This window comes from Kitasatospora sp. NPDC088264, from assembly GCF_040685715.1.
In the GTDB taxonomy this organism is placed as follows: Bacteria; Actinomycetota; Actinomycetes; order Streptomycetales; family Streptomycetaceae; genus Kitasatospora.
Genome location: NZ_JBFBIR010000033.1, coordinates 24,193 through 41,062, shown reverse-complemented (window position 1 = coordinate 41,062; position 16,870 = coordinate 24,193). Strand labels below are relative to the sequence as shown.

Genomic DNA, 16,870 nt, shown 5'->3' with positions numbered 1-16,870 from the left:
GGATCAGGCGAGGTTGGCGAGCGCCTCGTTGAAGGTCTTGGACGGGCGCATCACCGCCGCGGCCTTGGCCGGGTCCGGCTGGTAGTAGCCGCCGAGGTCGACCGGCGAGCCCTGCACGGCGATCAGCTCGTCGACGATGGTCGTCTCCTGCTCGCCGAGCGCCTTGGCCAGGCCCTCGAACGCCTGGGCCAGCTCGGCGTCGGCGGTCTGCTGGGCCAGCTCCTGGGCCCAGTACAGGGCCAGGTAGAAGTGGCTGCCGCGGTTGTCGATGCCGCCGAGGCGGCGGCTCGGCGACTTGTCCTCGTTGAGGAAGGTGCCGGTGGCGCGGTCCAGGGTGTCGGCCAGCACCTGGGCGCGGGCGTTGCCGGTGCTGGTGGCCAGGTGCTCGAAGCTGGCGGCCAGGGCGAAGAACTCGCCGAGGCTGTCCCAGCGCAGGTAGTTCTCCTTGACCAGCTGCTGGACGTGCTTCGGGGCGGAGCCGCCGGCGCCGGTCTCGAACAGGCCGCCGCCCGCCATCAGCGGGACGACCGACAGCATCTTGGCGCTGGTGCCCAGCTCCAGGATCGGGAACAGGTCGGTCAGGTAGTCGCGCAGCACGTTGCCGGTCACCGAGATGGTGTTCTCGCCGCGGCGGATGCGCTCCAGCGAGAACGTGGTGGCCTCGACCGGGGACTTGATCTCGATCTGCAGGCCGGTGGTGTCGTGCTCCGGCAGGTACTTCTTGACCTTCTCGATCAGGACGGCGTCGTGGGCGCGGTTCTCGTCCAGCCAGAACACCGCCGGGTCGCCGGTGGCGCGGGCGCGGGTGACGGCCAGCTTGACCCAGTCCTGGATCGGCAGGTCCTTGGTCTGGCAGGCGCGGAAGATGTCGCCCGGCTGGACGGCCTGCTCCAGCACCACGTTGCCCTCGGCGTCGACGAGGCGGACGGTGCCGGCCGCGGCGATCTCGAAGGTCTTGTCGTGGCTGCCGTACTCCTCGGCCTTCTGGGCCATCAGACCGACGTTCGGCACGGAGCCGATGGTGGCCGGGTCCAGGGCGCCGTGGGCGCGGCAGTCGTCGATGACGGCCTGGTACACGCCGGAGTAGCTGCTGTCGGGCAGCACGGCGAGGGTGTCGGCCTCCTGGCCGTCCGGGCCCCACATGTGGCCGGAGGTGCGGATCATGGCCGGCATCGAGGCGTCGACGATGACGTCGCTCGGGACGTGCAGGTTGGTGATGCCCTTGTCCGAGTCGACCATCGCCAGGGCCGGGCCCTCGGCGAGCTCGGCCTCGAACGAGGCCTTGATCTCCGCGCCCAGGTGCGGCACGCCGTCCAGGCCGTTGAGGATGCCGCCGAGGCCGTTGTTCGGGTCCAGACCGGCGGCGACCAGCACCTCGCCGTACTTGGCGAAGGTCTTCGGGAAGAAGGCGCGGACCACGTGGCCGAAGATGATCGGGTCGGAGACCTTCATCATGGTGGCCTTGAGGTGGACCGAGAACAGCACGCCCTCGGCCTTGGCGCGCTCGACCTGGGCGGTCAGGAACTCGCGCAGGGCGGCGACGCGCATCACCGAGGCGTCGACGACCTCGCCGGCCAGCACCGGGACGCGCTCGCGCAGCACGGTGGCGCTGCCGTCCTCGGCGACCAGCTCGATGCGCAGCGCGCCGTCGGCGGCGATCACGGCGGACTTCTCGGTGGAGCGGAAGTCGTTCTGGCCCATGGTGGCGACGTTGGTCTCGGAGTCGGCCGACCAGGCGCCCATGCGGTGCGGGTGGGTCTTGGCGTAGTTCTTCACCGAGCCCGGGGCGCGGCGGTCCGAGTTGCCCTCGCGCAGGACGGGGTTGACGGCGCTGCCCTTGACCTTGTCGTAACGGGCGCGGACGTCCTTGTCCTCGTCGGTCTGCGGGTCGTCCGGGTAGTCCGGGAGCGCGTAGCCCTGCGCCTGCAGCTCGGCGACGGCGGCCTTCAGCTGCGGGATGGACGCCGAGATGTTCGGCAGCTTGATGATGTTGGCGCCCGGGGTCTTGGCGAGGTCGCCCAGCTCGGCGAGGGCGTCCTCGATCCGCTGGCCCTCGGCGAGACGCTCCGGGAAGCTCGCGATGATCCGCCCGGCCAGGGAGATGTCGCGGGTCTCCACGCGCACACCCGCCGTCGAGGCGTATGCCTGGACAACCGGCAGGAACGAGTAGGTCGCCAGGGCCGGAGCCTCGTCGGTGTGCGTATAGATGATGGTCGAGTCAGTCATCGGTACTCCGCTTCACGTCTCCAACGTCTTGACGTCAAGATATCTCGTCACGGCCCCCTAGCTCCACCTCCCCCCGCCCCGGAGCGCGCGCCGGGCGCCCCGGGGGCGCGCCGACGGTCAGCTCCACCGTGGTCCCGGGGCGGGTGCGGGGCAAGCGGAGAACGCTCAGACCTCGGTGAACCGGGCCGCCAGCTCCGTCTCGTCGGCGAGGAACCAGAGCTGCCGGCCGCGGTTGCTCTCCCGGACGAAGTCGCGCAGCGGGTCGCTCGCCGCGACGTGGTCGGCGATGTCGCCGAGGACCACGAGGCCGACGCGGTAGTTGACGAACTTCTGCACGATGCCGCCGGCGACCCGGGTGCGCAGCGTGAAGAAGTCCGGGTGCAGCCGGGCGACGGGGACGACCACCCAGGAGGCACCGCGGCCGAACGCGTCGCCGATCACGTCCATGGCGTCCTGCTCCTCGCGGATCGGCGCGCCCTCGGCGGGCAGCCGCAGGACCGTCGTGCCGTACTGCTCGGACATTGCCGTTCTCCCTGGTCGATGTGGATCCGATATGGACCCGATGCGGATCCCGATGCGGATTCGGTGTGACCGACGCCATCCGACGCGGTCGGCGTCAGTGCATGGACGAGGTCATCGTGTGGACGATGCCGAGCAGCGCGGCGGTGTCGGCCGGATCGCCGAGGACGACGAGCCGCAGGGTCTCCCGCTCCTCGTCGTGGATGGTCTCGACGTGCAGCGGCCGGCCGCCCTCGCGCGGGCCGGCGATCGCGGCCATAACGGCGGTGGACAGCCGGTCGGCGGCGGCCCGGTCGACGTTCTCGATCCGGACGACGGCGGACACCTCGGCCCGCCGCGCGCCGGCGCCGGGCGCGGGCGGGGCGGCCGGGGCGCCGGTGAAGGCCTCCAGGTCCGCACGGGCGATCCGGTACTGCTTGCCGATCCTGGCCGCGACGAGCCGGCCGTCGCGGATGTAACCGCGGACGGTGCGCACGTGCAGGCCGAGCAGTTCGGCCACCTGTTCCACCGAGTAGTACTGCGCCACCTGCGACCATCCTCTCGAACGCCCTCATCCGCAGGAAACATACCATCCGATAGGGATGTTTACGTAATGATAGGGAGTGGTTTAGTCCACTCGGGTGAACCGACCGTCAGGGGTGCGTCAACGCACCCACCCATTCGGTCAACGCCGCGTCAGGACCGGCGACGCCCGGCGGAACCCGGCCTAGCGTCGAAGCAGCAGTTCCGGCAGGCACCACCACCCCACCCGGGAGCACTCGCATGGCCCGCGTCGTCTGGCACGTTCCGGTCACCGTCTCCGGTACCGGCACCACCACCGCCCTCCGCCTCTTCCGCCTGCGCGACGGCCGCCGCTGCGCCGTCGGCTTCTCCAGCCCCGAGTCGCTCGCCGCCCTCTTCGGGCCGGACCAGGCCTTCACCGAACTCGGTGAACCCGCCCTTCGCGCGCTCACCGCCCCGCTCGGCATCGACACCCTCGTCCTCGACCCGCGCCTGGTCGCCCCGCCCGTCACCGCACCCGCCGCCCCGCTCGCCCCCGTCCCGACCGCACAGCTCCAGCACCGGTGACCGCCCTCCAGCTGGTCCCCGAGGACCCGGACCCCGAACCGGAACCACCTGAGCCGGCCCGGGCGCTGCACGCGCTCGCCCGGGTCAGCTACGGGCCGGTCCCGCTCGACTTCGACCGGCTGGCGGCCGAGCACCCGGCCGTCCAGGGCGGACTCTCCCTCGCCGGCGACGCCGACCTGGAGCTCCGCCTCGCCTGCACCGGCCCCGAGGAACTGCGGGCGGTCGCCACCGCCCTCCAGCGCGCCGGGGCCGCCAAGGTCAGGATCGACCTGGTGCTGCGCGCCCTCACCCCCAGACCCGTCACCCTCCGCCCGGTCCCCTAGGCCTCCTCCTCGCTCCCCGGTCGGACGGCGCCAGGGCCCCGCCCCGGTGCCGTCCGACCGTGATCATTTCCTCGTCCCGCGCCCGCGACGTACCGTCAAGCCCAGAGGCGACGCACCCGGCTTGAGGAGCAGGCACGATGGACCGATTGACGTACGACGAGGTCAAGGCCGCCGGCGAGCGGATCGCCGGGAGGGTGCGGCCGGTCGCGGTCGCCCCCGGGGACGACCGCGGGCGGACCTGGCTGGCGCTGGAGTTCCTTCAGCACACCGGCAGCTTCAAGGCGCGCGGTGCGCAGAACTTCCTGCTCGCGCACGCCGAGGCGGGCACCCTGCCGGAGGCCGGGGTCACCATCGCCTCGGGCGGCAACGCCGGGCTGGCCTGCGCCTGGGCCGCGCGCGAGCTCGGCGTGCGCGCCACGGTGTTCCTGCCCGAGACGGCCTCCCCGGTGAAGCTGGCGCGGCTGCGCTCGTACGGCGCCGACGTGCGGCTGGTCGGCCGGGAGTACGCGGAGGCGCTGGCGGCCTGCGAGGAGTTCGCGGCGGGCAGCGGGGCGCTGGCCTCGCACGCCTACGACCACCCGCTGATCGCCGCCGGCGCGGGCACCGTGCTGGAGGAGATCCGCGCCCGGGTCCCCGGGCTGGACACGGTGGTGGTGTCGGTCGGCGGCGGCGGGCTGTTCGCCGGGGTGGCCGTCGCGGCCCGCGAGCACGGCGTCCGGGTGGTCGCGGTGGAGCCGGAGGGCAGCCGGGCCCTGCACGCCGCCCTCGCCGCCGGCCACCCCGTCGACGTCCCGGTGTCCTCCGTGGCCCAGGACGCCCTCGGCGCCCGCCGCGCCACCGCCCTCGCCGTCCACGCCGCCCGCCACGAGGGCGTCCGGTCCGTCCTGGTCGACGACGAGGCCATCGTGCGTGCCCGCCGCCGGCTCTGGGAGGACCGCCGCATCGCCGTCGAGTACGCGGCCTCCACCGCCCTGGCGGCCCTCGACCACGCGGAGGGCGAGCGGGTCGCCGTCCTCCTGTGCGGCGCCAACACCGACCCGTCCGACCTCGCCACCCCCTGACCGACGGCCCCCGGACAGCGGCTTTGGCCGGATCCGTCGTCAAGCACGAAGACCTGCCCGCCGGTTGGGAAACCGGCGGGCAGGTCCCGTTGTCGGCCGGGTGCTACAGGCTCAGCACCGCCCGCAGGGCCCCGGCGACCTCCGCCTCCGGGTCGTCCGCCGCGCCCGTCGAGCGCCAGGCGACGAAGCCGTCCGGCCGGACCAGCACGGCGCCGGCCGGGCCGATCCCGTGCAGCTCCGCGAAGTCCGCGCCCGGCTCCGGCGCCAGGTCGTCCTCGGCGCCGCCGCCGATCCGGTAGGCGTCCAACGGGACGGCCAGCCGGTCGGCCGCCCGCCGCGCCCCGGCCTGCCAGGCCGCGCCCTCGGGGCCGGTGAGCAGCACCATCGCCTGCTCGTACAGGTCCAGCGTGGACAGGCGCACGCCCGCCCGCAGCAGCCACTGGTGCGGGGCCCGGCTGCCCGGCTCCCCGGCCGACTCGAACTTCTCGGGGACGACCGCGCCCGCCGGGTCCGTCCCGATCACCGCGCCCACCGGGTAGCGGTAGCCGAGCGCCACCCCGAGCACCCCGGTCTGCCGCCCGGCACCCGGCACCACCGCGTACCCGGGGTGGCTGTGCTCGGCCGAGCGGACCGAGGCGCGCTCGCTGGTCACCTGCGCGACCGGGCGGCGCTCCTGCCCGTACGTCTCCAGCAGCTCCGGCCCGGCCCACCCGCAGAGCACCGCGGCGAGCTTCCAGGCCAGGTTGTGCGCGTCCTGGATGCCGGTGTTCGAGCCGAACGCGCCGGTCGGCGACATCTCGTGCGCGGAGTCCCCGGCGAGGAAGACCCGCCCGGCGCCGTACCGCTCGGCCACCCGCTCGGCGGCGTGCCAGGGCGCCCGGCCGGTCACCTCGACGTCGAGCTCCGGCAGGCCGACGGCGGTGCGGATGTGCCGCTCGCAGCGCTCGTCGGTGAACGCCTCCAGCGGCTCACCGTGCTCGGGGTGCCAGGGCGCGTGGAAGACCCACTCCTCCTGGTTGTCCACCGGCAGCAGCGCGCCGTCCGCCTCCGGGTTGGTCAGGTAGCAGGCGATGAAGTGCCGGTCCCCGACCACGTCGGCCAGCCGCTTGGCGCGGAAGGTGATGCTGACGTTGTGGAACAGCTCGCCCTGGCCGCTCTGGCCGATGCCCAGGCGCTCGCGGGCCGGGCTGCGCGGGCCGTCCGCGGCGATCAGGTAGTCCGAGCGCACCCGGCGCTCCTCGCCGGTCTCCCGGCTGCGCAGCACCGAGGTGACGCCCTCGGCGTCCTGCTCGAAGGAGACCAGCTCGGTGTTGAAGCGGACGTCGCCGCCGAGGTCGCGGGTGGCGCGCAGCAGCACCGGCTCCAGGTCGTTCTGGCTGCACAGGCACCACGAGCTGGGGCTGAACCGGGCGAGCCGCCCGCCGGGGTCGATCTCCCGGAACAGCCACTCCTGCTCGGTGCCGGTCAGCGAGGGCGCCTGGAGGATGCCGTGGTTCGGGGCGAGGACCGACGCCGCCTCGCGGATCGCCGGCTCGATCCCGGCCACCCGGTACAGCTCCATCGTGCGGACGTTGTTGCCTCGGCCACGCGGGTGATGCGAGGTGTCGGCGTGCTTCTCGACCAGCAGGTGCCTGACACCCAGTCGGCCGAGGAAGAGCGAGGCCGACAGCCCGACCAGCGACCCTCCCACGATCAGGACCGGCACCCGGTCGTCAACCTTCGGATTCATCAATTGCTCCACCCTGTCAGGGGATTCAGCGGACCGGCGCCTAGGATCGGGGCCGCCGTCGAGGGGGCCGCACGGCCGGGGGCCCCGCTCTTCCATCCCCCGCCCGAGGGTGCTTGTGCCGCCTCTTCCCCCGGATGGCCCGCAAATATCGCGGCACCCCGGTACGCCGCTCACGATCGACTTCAGGCCTGGCGCCGACCGACCGGGCCGATCGCCGTCGCACCGCCCTCCCAAGCCGGGAGCACCCCCCGGACGCGGCCCACCGCGGCCCGCAACGTGCGGCCCAGAGCAGAAAGTGGATCATGACAACTCTGTCCGAACCGCAGCGGAAGCAGCAGGCCGACTCCGACACCCGGCTCCGGGTGGTACTGATGCTGGAGATCCAGGACGGCGCCCAGCAGCGCTTCCTCGACGTCTACGAGCAGCTGCGCCACCAGGTGGCCTCGGTGCCCGGCCATGTCAGCGACCAGCTGTGCCAGTCGATCAACGACCCCCGCCAGTGGCTGATCACCAGCGAGTGGGAGGACCAGGACACCTTCCTGGAGTGGGTGGACAGCCCCGCCCACCGCGAGATGGTCAAGCCGATGCACGGCTGCGTCAGCGACAACTTCCGCTCGCTGCGCTACGGCATCCTGCGCGAGACCTCGGCGGCCGGCTCCACCGGCACCCGGGCCCCCCTGGAGGTGCCGCCCGGCCTGCCGCGCACCGAGCCCGCCGGGCACGTCGGCCCGCCGAAGGCCGAGCCCGGCCCGGACGGCGTGGTCCGGCACGCGCTCACCTTCACGGTCAAGCCCGGCAGCGAGCACGAGGTGGCCCGGATCCTGTCCGGCTACGCCTCGCCCCGGGCCGAGGTGGACGAGCACACCCGGCTGCACCGCACCTCGCTGTTCATGCACGGCAACCGGGTGGTCCGGGCCGTCGAGGTGGTCGGCAACCTCGGCGACGCGCTGCGCCACGTGGCGATGCAGCCGGAGGTGCGGGCCGTCGAGGAGGCGATCAACCCGTACCTGGAGGAGGCCCGCCAGCTGGGCGACCCGCAGGCCGCGCGCGCCTTCTTCGCCCGGGCCGCGCTGCCGGCGAAGCACCAGGCGATCGCCAGCTCCCCGACCTCCGCCCGGCTGCACCGGCACGCCGTGCTGTACCCCGTCCGCCCGGGCGAGGGGCAGGCCGTCGCCGAGCTGCTCGCCGACTACGACAACCTCGCCACCGCCGACCCGACCGGCCCGGTCGCGGCCAGCACCGTGTTCCACCGGGCGGACGTGGTGGTGCGCCTGGTCGACCTGCGGGTGCCGGCCGAGGCCGACCCGGCGGCCGCCCTCGGCGTGGCGGGCGACCAGGAGGCCGCCGCACTCGGCCGACTGCTCGACCTCGGCCCGCAGGGCGACCTGCGCACCTCCACCGGACTCGCCGCCGCCCTGGCCGCCCGCGCCATGAGCCCGGTCACCGACCGCAGCTCGCAGGACAACTGAAGAACCAGCCGCATCTCTCGGAGGAAGACACCATGACCACGCAGTACCCACGGATCGTGCACGTCGACGAGGCACCGGAGAACCGTCGGCGCGGCGGCGACCTGCGCGCCATGCTCACCCCGACCACCTGCGGGGCGACCAGCGGGTTCATGGGGCTGGCGATCGTCCAGCCCGGCGAGCGGATCGGCGAGCACTACCACCCGTACTCCGAGGAGTTCGTGTTCGTGGTCAGCGGCGACCTGGAGGTGGACCTGGACGGCGAGAGCCGTCCGATCAGGCCCAACCAGGGCCTGATGATCCCGATCAACATGCGCCACCGCTTCCGCAACGTCGGCGACACCGAGGCCCGGATGGTGTTCCACCTCGGCCCGCTCGCCCCCCGCCCCGAACTCGGCCACGTGGACACCGAGGAGACCGGCGCCGCCGGGCCGCCGGAACACGCCAAGGTGGCCTCGTGACCCGGCGCGTCGCCGTCACCGGGATCGGCGTCGTCGCGCCCGGCGGGGTCGGGGTCCCGGCGTTCTGGGAGCTCCTCACCTCCGGCCGCACCGCCACCCGGGGCATCACGCTCTTCGACCCCACCGGGTTCCGCTCCCGGATCGCCGCCGAGGTCGACTTCGACCCGGCGGCCCACGGGCTGGGCCCGGCGGACGTCCAGCGGGCCGACCGCTACGTGCAGTTCGCGATGGTCGCGGCGGACGAGGCGATCGCCGACGCGGGCCTGGACCTGGCCGCCGAGGACCCGTGGCGGATCGCCGTCTCGCTCGGCACCGCCGTCGGCGGCACCACCCGGCTGGAGCACGACTACGCCCTGGTCAGCGCCGGCGGCGCCCGCTGGGACGTCGACCACCAGCGGGCCGATCCGCAGCTGCACCGGGCCTTCGCGCCCAGCACGCTGGCCTCCACGGTCGCCGAGCGCACCGGCGCGCACGGCCCGGTGCAGACCGTCTCCACCGGCTGCACCTCCGGCCTCGACGCGATCGGCTACGGCTTCCAGGCCGTCGAGGAGGGGCGCGCCGACATCTGCATCGCCGGCGCCTCCGACTCGCCGATCTCGCCGATCACCGTCGCCTGCTTCGACGCCATCAAGGCCACCAGCGAGCGCAACGACGACCCGGAGCACGCCTCCCGGCCCTTCGACGCCCACCGGGACGGCTTCGTCCTCGGCGAGGGCGGCGCCGTCCTGGTGCTGGAGGAACTGGAGCACGCCCGCCGCCGCGGCGCCCGGATCTACGGCGAGATCGGCGGCTTCGCCACCTTCGGCAACGCCTACCACATGACCGGCCTCACCCAGGAGGGGCTGGAGATGTCCCGGGCGATCGACGACGCGCTCGCCCACGCCCGGGTGGACCGCACCGACGTCGGCTACGTCAACGCGCACGGTTCGGGCACCAAGCAGAACGACCGGCACGAGACCGCCGCCGTCAAGCGCTCGCTCGGCGCCCACGCCTACCGGACGCCGATGAGCTCCATCAAGTCGATGGTCGGGCACTCGCTCGGCGCGATCGGCGCCATCGAGGTGGTCGCCTGCACCCTGGCGCTGGCCCACGGCGTGGTGCCGCCGACCGCCAACTACGAGACTCCGGACCCGGAGTGCGACCTCGACTACGTGCCGCGCACCGCGCGCGAGCTGCCGCTGAGCCACATCCTCTCGGTCGGCAGCGGATTCGGCGGATTCCAGTCCGCCGTCGTGCTCAACAGAACGGGGTGAGTGTCATGACGTCACGTCAGCAGGGCCGCCGGGCGGTGGTCACCGGCCTCGGCGTGGTGGCGCCGAACGGCGTTGGGGCCGACGCCTTCTGGAAGGCCACCAGGCAGGGCGTGAGCGTCCTCGACCGGATCACCCGCGAGGGCTGCGACGGGCTGCCGCTGCGCGTCGCCGGCCAGGTGCGGGACTTCGACCCGCGGGCCGCGATCGACAGCCGGTACCTGGTGCAGACCGACCGGTTCACGCACTACGCGATGGCCGCCGCCGACCTGGCGGTGGCGGACGCCGGATTCCACCCCGACCCCGAGCATCCCTTCGCGGTCGGGGTGGTGACCGCGGCCGGCTCCGGCGGCGGCGAGTTCGGCCAGCGCGAGCTCCAGCAGCTCTGGGGCAAGGGGCCGCAGTTCGTCGGCCCGTACCAGTCCATCGCCTGGTTCTACGCCGCCAGCACCGGCCAGATCTCGATCCGCGGCGGCTACAAGGGTCCGTGCGGGGTGGTCGCCAGCGACGAGGCCGGCGGCCTGGACGCGCTCGCGCACGCGGCCCGCACGATCGAGCGCGGCACCGACGCGGTGGTGGCCGGCGCCGCCGAGGCACCGCTGGCGCCGTACTCGATGGTCTGCCAGCTCGGCTACCCGGAGGTCAGCCTTGCCGGGCAGCCCGACCGGGCCTATCTGCCGTTCACCGCGCAGGCCTGCGGCTTCGCCCCCGCCGAGGGCGGCGCGATGCTGCTGCTGGAGGACGAGCAGGCGGCCCGGCTGCGCGGCGCCGCCGTCCGGGCCCACCTGGCCGGACACGGCTCCACCTTCACCGGGGCCTCCCGCTGGGAGGAGTCCCGCGAGGGGCTGGCCGCCGCGATCCGCATCGCCCTGGACGAGGCCAGGATCGCGCCCGAGGAGATCGACGTGGTCTTCGCGGACGCGCTCGGCGTTCCGGCCGCCGACCGGGCCGAGGCGCTCGCACTGGCCGACGCGCTCGGCCCGGCGGCCGAACGCGTCCCGGTCACCGCCCCCAAGTCCGGCACCGGACGGGCCTACTGCGGCGCGCCGATGCTGGACGTGGCGGCCGCCGTCCTGGCCATGGAGGACGGCGTGCTGCCGCCCACCCCGAACGTCACCGAGGTCAGCCACGACCTCGCCCTGGTGACCGGCCGCGCCCGTCCGGCCGAACTGCGCACCGCACTGGTGCTCAGCCGCGGGCTGATGGGTTCCAACTCCGCACTGGTGCTCCGGTGCGGAGACCGGCCCTGAATCCGCACCCGCAACTCCACCGAAGGGACATCCCGTGAGCAACACCCTCAGCTATCACGAGCTGGCCGCCCTGATCCAGGCCCGGGCCGGCGTCACCGTCGACCCGCTGCACCTGGAGCGCCCGGGCGCGCAGTTCGACGAGTTCGGCGTCGACTCGCTCGGCCTGCTCGGCGTCGTCGGCGAACTGGAGAACCGGCACGGCCTCAAGGTCACCTCGGGCGCCGAGTCCGCCAAGACCCCGGCCGAGTTCCTGCAGCTCGTCAACACCTCCTTCCTCTCCCCGAAAGCTGGTGCCTGAGATGCCCGGACACACCGACAACGAGATCGTCATCGCCGCCCCCCTCGACCTGGTCTGGGAGATCACCAACGACCTGGAGAACTGGCCGGACCTCTTCAGCGAGTACGCCTCGGTGGACGTGCTGGAGCGCGACGGCGACAGCGTCCGCTTCCGGCTCACCATGCACCCGGACGAGAACGGCCAGGTGTGGAGCTGGGTCTCCGAGCGCACCACCGACAAGTCCTCGCTCGCGGTGCGCGCCCGCCGCGTCGAGCCCGGCCCGTTCGAGTTCATGGACATCCGTTGGGAGTACGCCGAGGTCCCGGCCGGGACGAGGATGCGCTGGATCCAGGACTTCGCGATGAAGCCCACCGCCCCGGTCGACGACCACGGCATGGTCAACCACATCAACCGCAACTCCCGGATCCAACTGGAGCTGATCCGCGAGAAGGTCGAGAAGCGGGCGGCGGAGCGGTGACCGGAATGCACCGCGCCCTGATCGTCGCCCGGATGAAGCCCGAGGCCGCACCGGACATCGCCGAGGTGTTCGCCACGTCCGACCAGGGCGAACTGCCGCACCTGATCGGCGTCACCGGCCGCAGCCTGTTCCAGTTCGGCGACGTCTACCTGCACCTCATCGAGGCCGACCGCCCGCCGGGCCCGGCCGTCGCCAAGGTCATCGGCCACCCGGAGTTCCGGTCCGTCAGTGACCAGTTGACCGCCTTCGTCCAGGCCTACGACCCGGCCACCTGGCGCGAGCCGAAGGACGCCATGGCGCACGAGTTCTACCGCTGGGACCGCTGACCCCGTCCCACCCGTCCCGCTCGTCCTGGGCCCGCCCCCGGCCATCCGCCGGGGGCGGGCCCACGTGCGCGTCCGGCTCGACCGGACGTGGCGTCAGCGCCGTCCGAGCCGGCCCGACGCGGCGTCAGTGCCGCCCACGTCCGCCCGACGGCACGTCAGCACCATCCGAGCCCGCCCGACGCGGTGTCAGTGCCATCCCGGGCCTGCCCGACGTCGCGTCAGCACCATCCGGGCTTGTCCGACGCGGCGTCAGTGCCTTCTGGGCGGGCCCGACACGCCGTCAGCACAGGACCGACTCGGCCCGGACCGCCGCGAATCCTTTTCACCCGTCTCACTGGGGCACCCGGGTGAACCGGGCCGGGACTCCACTCGAATCGAGCACAGTCCGTACCCAAGTCGCCACTCTCCGGTGGCGGCGGACGTCGCGGTGGTTGACGGTGAATCAGACGCAGTTCCCACGAATTCCCTTGTCCGGCGCCGTGCCGGCGATCGCGGGCCTGTGTATCGGAAGGATCAACCTCATGCGTTCTGCACGCACTCTGCTCGCCGGGGCGGCTGTCGCCGCCGTTCTCACCGTCGGCACCCCCATGGCCTTCGCCGACGGCTCCGCCGACCAGGCGAAGAGCCTCACCTCGCAGGACCAGTCCGACCGCGGCGACGAGCACGGCCGTGGCGACGACCGTGGCGACGAGCACGGCCGCGGCGAAGGCCGTGGCGACGAGCACGGCCGTGGCGAAGGCCGTGGCGACGAGCACGGCCGCGGCGAGGGTCGTGGCGACGAGCACGGCCGTGGCGAAGGCCGCGGCGACGAGCACGGCCGCGGCGAGGGCCGTGGCGACGAGCACGGCCGCGGCGGCGACAAGGGCGGCGAGGGCCGCGGCGGCGACAAGGGCGGCGAGGGCCGGGGCGGCGAGCACGGCCGCGGTGGCGAGCACGGCCGCAAGGGCCCGCACGGCGGCGTGCACGCCGGCGGTGGCGGCCTGGCCGTGGCCGAGACCGGCACCACGCTGTCCGGTGGCGGCCTCGCCTCCGGTGCCGTCCTGCTGATCGGCGGCCTCGGGGCCGGCGCGTACGCGCTGCGCCGCAACCGCCGCAACACCGGCGCCACCATCTGACGTCCGGCATCTGACGCCGCCCCCACGCGCCTCCCCACCAGGGCGGCGCGCACGGGGGCGGCGGGTCGTTTTGGACCTTCTGGACCTTTCGGACTTTTTCGGGCCGCCACCGGCCCGGCTGCGCATGGGAATGGAGAAAGAGGAGCGATGGGCGGTCCCGTCCCTGGAATGTCCCGACTGCTGCGCACCGGCATCGGTGCGGCGGCGGTCGGCCTGCTGCTGATGTACAACTCGGTCGACACCACGCCGAGAGCCAACTCGGCGTCCCGCATGACCCGTCCCCCGGCGATCGTCGCGCCGGCCACCCCCCGCCCGTCCGCACCGGCCACCACCCCCGCGGACGCCCCCGCGGAGGCCCCTGCGGAGGCCGCCGAGGACCCGGCCCCCGCGCCACCGTCGCTGGGCCGCGCCAATCCGACCCGGCTGCGGATCCCGCAGATCGGCGTCGACGCCCCGTTCACCGAGCTGACGCTCGATCCGGAGGGCCAGCTCACCGCGCCGCCGCCGGACGACGACAACCTGGTCGGCTGGTACCGGGACGGCGTCTCCCCGGGCGAGCTCGGTAGCTCGGTGGTCGCCGGGCACGTGGACACCACCACGGGCCCGGCGGTGTTCGTGATGCTGAGCCAGATGCAACCGGACCAGCAGATCGAGGTGGAGCGCGCGGACGGCACGGTCGCGGTGTTCTCGGTGGACTCGGTGGAGGCCTTCCCCAAGAACGCCTTCCCGGACGACAAGGTGTACGGCCAGACGCCCGACGCCCAGCTGCGGCTGATCACCTGCGGCGGTGCGTACGACAAGGGCCAGAAGGACTACTCGGACAACGTGGTGGTCTTCGCGCACCTGGACTCCTCGCACCCGGCCTGACCGGCAACGCGAACGACCGCCGCCCCCAACTCCCGGGGGGACGGCGGTCGTTCGCGTGGGGGCCGGTGCTCAGCCGCGCACGGTGGCCTCGAAGGCGTGCAGGTAGGGGTTGACCGGGTGGACGTCCGCGACGTCCAGTCCGGCGTCCTCCATCAGCCGCACCATGCTCTCCTTGGAGTGCTTGGCGCCGCCGACGTTGAGCAGCAGCATCAGGTCCATCGCGGTGGTGAAGCGCATCGACGGGCTGTCGTCGACCAGGTTCTCCACCACCACGACGCGGGCGCCGGGCCGGGCCGCGGCGACCACGTTGGCGAGGGTGCGGCGGGTGCTCTCGTCGTCCCACTCCAGGATGTTCTTGATGATGTAGAGGTCGGCGCGGACCGGGATCTCCACCCGGCAGTCACCGGGCACCAGTCGGGCGCGGGCCGAGAAGGCGCCGCCGTCCTGGAGCCGGGGTTCGGCGCCGGCGACCACCTTGGGCAGGTCGAGCAGGGTGCCGTGCAGCGCCGGGTGCTTCTCCAGCAGGCTGGCCAGCACGTGCCCCTGGCCGCCGCCGATGTCCGCCACCGAGTCGACGCCGGTGAGGTCCAGGTACTCGGCGAGGTCGTGGGCGGACTGCCGGCTGGAGGTGGTCATCGCCTTGTCGAAGACCTTCGCGGAGTCGCCCGCGTCGCTGTGCAGGTAGTCGAAGAACTCCTTGCCGAACAGTTCGGGGAAGACGTTGCGGCCGGAGCGGACCGCCTCGTCCAGCTTGGGCCAGGCCTCCCAGGTCCACGGCTCGGTGCACCAGAGGGAGATGTAGCGCAGCGAGTTGGGGGCGTCCTCGCGCAGCAGGCGGGACATCTCGGTGTGCTCGAAGCGGTCGTCGGAGGTCTCGGAGAAGATGCCGTAGCAGGTGAGCGCGCGCAGCAGGCGGCGCAGCGGCAGGGGCTCGGTGTCGAGGGCGGCGGCGAGATCGGTGAGGCTGGTCGGGGTGTCGCCGAGCACGTCGGCGACACCGAGCCGGGCGGCCGCGCGGACGGCGGCGGCGCAGGCGGCGCCGAAGACGAGCTCGCGCAGGCGCATCGCGGCCTGGGGAGTCGGGGGCGGTGCGATCGTCATGGGAGGTCTTCCTTGTCGACGGGGGCGGGGGTGCCGGGGGCGCGTGCCGGGGGCGGGTCGTACCGGATGCGGGTCGTACCGGGAGCGGGTGCCGCGGCTCAGCAGCGGCCGAACGGCTCGGACCGCGCGCAGGTGTTTCGGGCGAACGCGTTCTCGCCGGTGTCGCGGTCGGCGATGTCGGCCGGGCTGTTGCCGCTCAGGTGGTTGTCGGCGACGGTGTTGCGGGCGTTGGCGACGCCGACGACGCTCTTGAAGAGGACGATCCCGCCGGAGAAGTCCGAGCTGCCGACGTTGTCGTGGACCTCGTTGTCGGTGACCCGGGCGTCCTCGACCCCGGTGAGCACGATGCCCGCGCCCTGGATGGCGCCCAGCCGCGGGTTGGCCGGGCAGAACATGTTGTTGGCGACGACCTCGTTGCGGCGCACGTCGAGGTCCCCGGCCCGGGGCACGCCCTCGTCGCCGACCACGAAGACGCCGGCGCAGTTGCCGCGGAGCTCGTTGTCCTGGACGGCCAGCCCGCGCAGTCGGCGGACGGTGACGCCGACCCGGTTCTCGGTCAGCTCGTTGCCCTCCACGACGGTGCCCCCGGTGTCGGGCGCGCCGCCCTCGCGGTAGGCGTAGTTGGCGAGGAAGACACCGGACTGGCCGTTGTGGGTCGCGCGGTTGCCGACGATCCGGGCCCGGGTGGAGATCTCCTGGCTGATGCCCTGCTGGGCGTTGTCGTGGACGTAGGTGTCGCGCACGGTCAGGCCGGTGGTGCCGCTGGCGTCGATGCCGTTCTTGCGGAAGCCGGTGACGGTGAGGGTCTCGATGGTGACGTCCGGCAGCGGGGCCGCCTCGGTGCCGTCGACGCACAGGCCGTGTCCGGCGGTGGCGCAGGCGTTCTCGGTACCGTCCCCGGGGGTGATCACGCTGTCCGCGCCGGCGCCGCGCAGGGTGAGGCCCGGGGTGGTGATGCGGACGCTGCCGGGGTAGGTGCCGGCGAGCAGTTGGACGGTGTCGCCGGGGAGGGCGGCGTCGACGGCCTGCTGAATCGATTCGCCCGGCTGGACGACGTGCAGCCCGTCGGCGGCGTGCGCCGCGGGCACGGTGGCCAGGCCGGCGAGGACGGTGGTCAGGGCGGTGGCGGCGGCGGTGGCCGCGGCGAAGTGGTGGACCCGTCGCGTGGGCATGAGTGGTGACCTGTTCTTTCCGGCGCGCTCGCCGGTGTGCGGCCGGAGCCTGCCGGGCGGCGCGCTAGGTACGCGGTGTCTGTTGTTACACGGTGTGCGGGGGTGGTGACGGCCGGTGGGTGCGGCCGACTCGACGCTATGGGCCGCCGGGTGGGCCCGCCACCAGGGCTGGGCTGCGGGA

At 73.4% G+C, this 16,870-nt stretch carries 18 protein-coding genes; 12 read left to right on the top strand and 6 right to left on the bottom strand.

The window, feature by feature from the left end; translation table 11 throughout:
- Window positions 1–3 precede the first annotated feature (3 nt).
- The 3 genes from AB0O82_RS24060 to AB0O82_RS24050 all read right to left on the bottom strand — a co-directional run bounded on the left by AB0O82_RS24060 (window position 4) and on the right by AB0O82_RS24050 (window position 3,271).
- A complete protein-coding gene (locus AB0O82_RS24060) occupies window positions 4–2,226 on the bottom strand; it encodes an NADP-dependent isocitrate dehydrogenase (RefSeq protein WP_363586001.1) in 2,223 nt (740 codons plus the stop codon).
- A gap of 165 nt (window positions 2,227–2,391) precedes the next feature.
- Entirely contained in the window at window positions 2,392–2,748 is a 357-nt protein-coding gene (locus AB0O82_RS24055; protein ID WP_363586000.1) for a DUF4180 domain-containing protein, read from the bottom strand.
- Window positions 2,749–2,842: 94 nt separating this feature from the next.
- Window positions 2,843–3,271 (bottom strand): helix-turn-helix domain-containing protein, encoded by a 429-nt coding sequence (locus AB0O82_RS24050; RefSeq protein WP_363585999.1) that lies wholly within the window; start codon window positions 3,269–3,271, stop codon window positions 2,843–2,845.
- A gap of 236 nt (window positions 3,272–3,507) precedes the next feature.
- On the opposite strand from AB0O82_RS24050, the gene AB0O82_RS24045 reads away from it, so the two are divergent.
- From AB0O82_RS24045 to AB0O82_RS24035, 3 genes are all read left to right on the top strand, one after another.
- Window positions 3,508–3,813 carry an SAV_915 family protein gene (locus AB0O82_RS24045; protein ID WP_363585998.1) on the top strand — a complete coding sequence of 102 codons (306 nt, stop codon included), beginning with the start codon at window positions 3,508–3,510 and terminating at the stop codon, window positions 3,811–3,813.
- Window positions 3,810–4,136 carry a hypothetical protein gene (locus AB0O82_RS24040; protein ID WP_363585997.1) on the top strand — a complete coding sequence of 109 codons (327 nt, stop codon included), beginning with the start codon at window positions 3,810–3,812 and terminating at the stop codon, window positions 4,134–4,136. The genes AB0O82_RS24045 and AB0O82_RS24040 overlap by 4 nt, the downstream gene beginning before the upstream one ends.
- A 137-nt stretch (window positions 4,137–4,273) precedes the next feature.
- On the top strand, window positions 4,274–5,197 hold the full coding sequence (locus tag AB0O82_RS24035) for a serine/threonine dehydratase (RefSeq protein WP_363585996.1): 924 nt from the start codon (window positions 4,274–4,276) through the stop codon (window positions 5,195–5,197).
- Between the two features lie 103 nt (window positions 5,198–5,300).
- Here the strand turns inward: AB0O82_RS24035 and AB0O82_RS24030 are convergent, their stop codons facing one another.
- Window positions 5,301–6,926, bottom strand: coding sequence for an FAD-dependent monooxygenase (locus tag AB0O82_RS24030; RefSeq protein WP_363585995.1), 1,626 nt, complete (start codon window positions 6,924–6,926; stop codon window positions 5,301–5,303).
- Between the two features lie 302 nt (window positions 6,927–7,228).
- Between AB0O82_RS24030 and AB0O82_RS24025 the strand changes: the two genes are divergently transcribed.
- From AB0O82_RS24025 to AB0O82_RS23985, 9 genes are all read left to right on the top strand, one after another.
- On the top strand, window positions 7,229–8,395 hold the full coding sequence (locus tag AB0O82_RS24025) for a SchA/CurD-like domain-containing protein (RefSeq protein WP_363585994.1): 1,167 nt from the start codon (window positions 7,229–7,231) through the stop codon (window positions 8,393–8,395).
- 32 nt (window positions 8,396–8,427) lie between these two features.
- The gene (locus tag AB0O82_RS24020) at window positions 8,428–8,853 is read left to right on the top strand and encodes a cupin domain-containing protein (RefSeq protein ID WP_350879141.1); all 426 of its coding nucleotides are present in this window, start codon (window positions 8,428–8,430) and stop codon (window positions 8,851–8,853) included.
- A complete protein-coding gene (locus AB0O82_RS24015; RefSeq protein WP_363585993.1) occupies window positions 8,850–10,106 on the top strand; it encodes a beta-ketoacyl-[acyl-carrier-protein] synthase family protein in 1,257 nt (418 codons plus the stop codon). Before AB0O82_RS24020 ends, AB0O82_RS24015 begins: the two co-directional genes overlap by 4 nt.
- Before the next feature lie 5 nt (window positions 10,107–10,111).
- Complete coding sequence (locus AB0O82_RS24010) at window positions 10,112–11,353, top strand: beta-ketoacyl synthase N-terminal-like domain-containing protein (protein ID WP_363585992.1); 1,242 nt, start codon at window positions 10,112–10,114, stop codon at window positions 11,351–11,353.
- A 34-nt stretch (window positions 11,354–11,387) separates the two neighbouring features.
- Window positions 11,388–11,651, top strand: a complete 264-nt coding sequence (locus AB0O82_RS24005) for an acyl carrier protein (protein WP_363585991.1) — start codon at window positions 11,388–11,390, stop codon at window positions 11,649–11,651.
- Between the two features lies 1 nt (window position 11,652).
- The gene (locus AB0O82_RS24000; RefSeq protein ID WP_363585990.1) at window positions 11,653–12,108 is read left to right on the top strand and encodes an SRPBCC family protein; all 456 of its coding nucleotides are present in this window, start codon (window positions 11,653–11,655) and stop codon (window positions 12,106–12,108) included.
- A 5-nt stretch (window positions 12,109–12,113) separates the two neighbouring features.
- Window positions 12,114–12,434 (top strand): TcmI family type II polyketide cyclase, encoded by a 321-nt coding sequence (locus AB0O82_RS23995; protein WP_063351612.1) that lies wholly within the window; start codon window positions 12,114–12,116, stop codon window positions 12,432–12,434.
- A 521-nt stretch (window positions 12,435–12,955) separates the two neighbouring features.
- Window positions 12,956–13,549 carry a hypothetical protein gene (locus tag AB0O82_RS23990; RefSeq protein WP_363585989.1) on the top strand — a complete coding sequence of 198 codons (594 nt, stop codon included), beginning with the start codon at window positions 12,956–12,958 and terminating at the stop codon, window positions 13,547–13,549.
- 168 nt (window positions 13,550–13,717) lie between these two features.
- Window positions 13,718–14,416, top strand: a complete 699-nt coding sequence (locus AB0O82_RS23985; protein WP_363585988.1) for a class F sortase — start codon at window positions 13,718–13,720, stop codon at window positions 14,414–14,416.
- A gap of 69 nt (window positions 14,417–14,485) precedes the next feature.
- Here the strand turns inward: AB0O82_RS23985 and AB0O82_RS23980 are convergent, their stop codons facing one another.
- Together AB0O82_RS23980 and AB0O82_RS23975 are read right to left on the bottom strand one after the other, a co-directional pair.
- Window positions 14,486–15,517 carry a methyltransferase gene (locus AB0O82_RS23980; RefSeq protein WP_363585987.1) on the bottom strand — a complete coding sequence of 344 codons (1,032 nt, stop codon included), beginning with the start codon at window positions 15,515–15,517 and terminating at the stop codon, window positions 14,486–14,488.
- A gap of 98 nt (window positions 15,518–15,615) precedes the next feature.
- A complete protein-coding gene (locus AB0O82_RS23975; RefSeq protein WP_363585986.1) occupies window positions 15,616–16,689 on the bottom strand; it encodes a right-handed parallel beta-helix repeat-containing protein in 1,074 nt (357 codons plus the stop codon).
- Window positions 16,690–16,870: the final 181 nt, after the last annotated feature.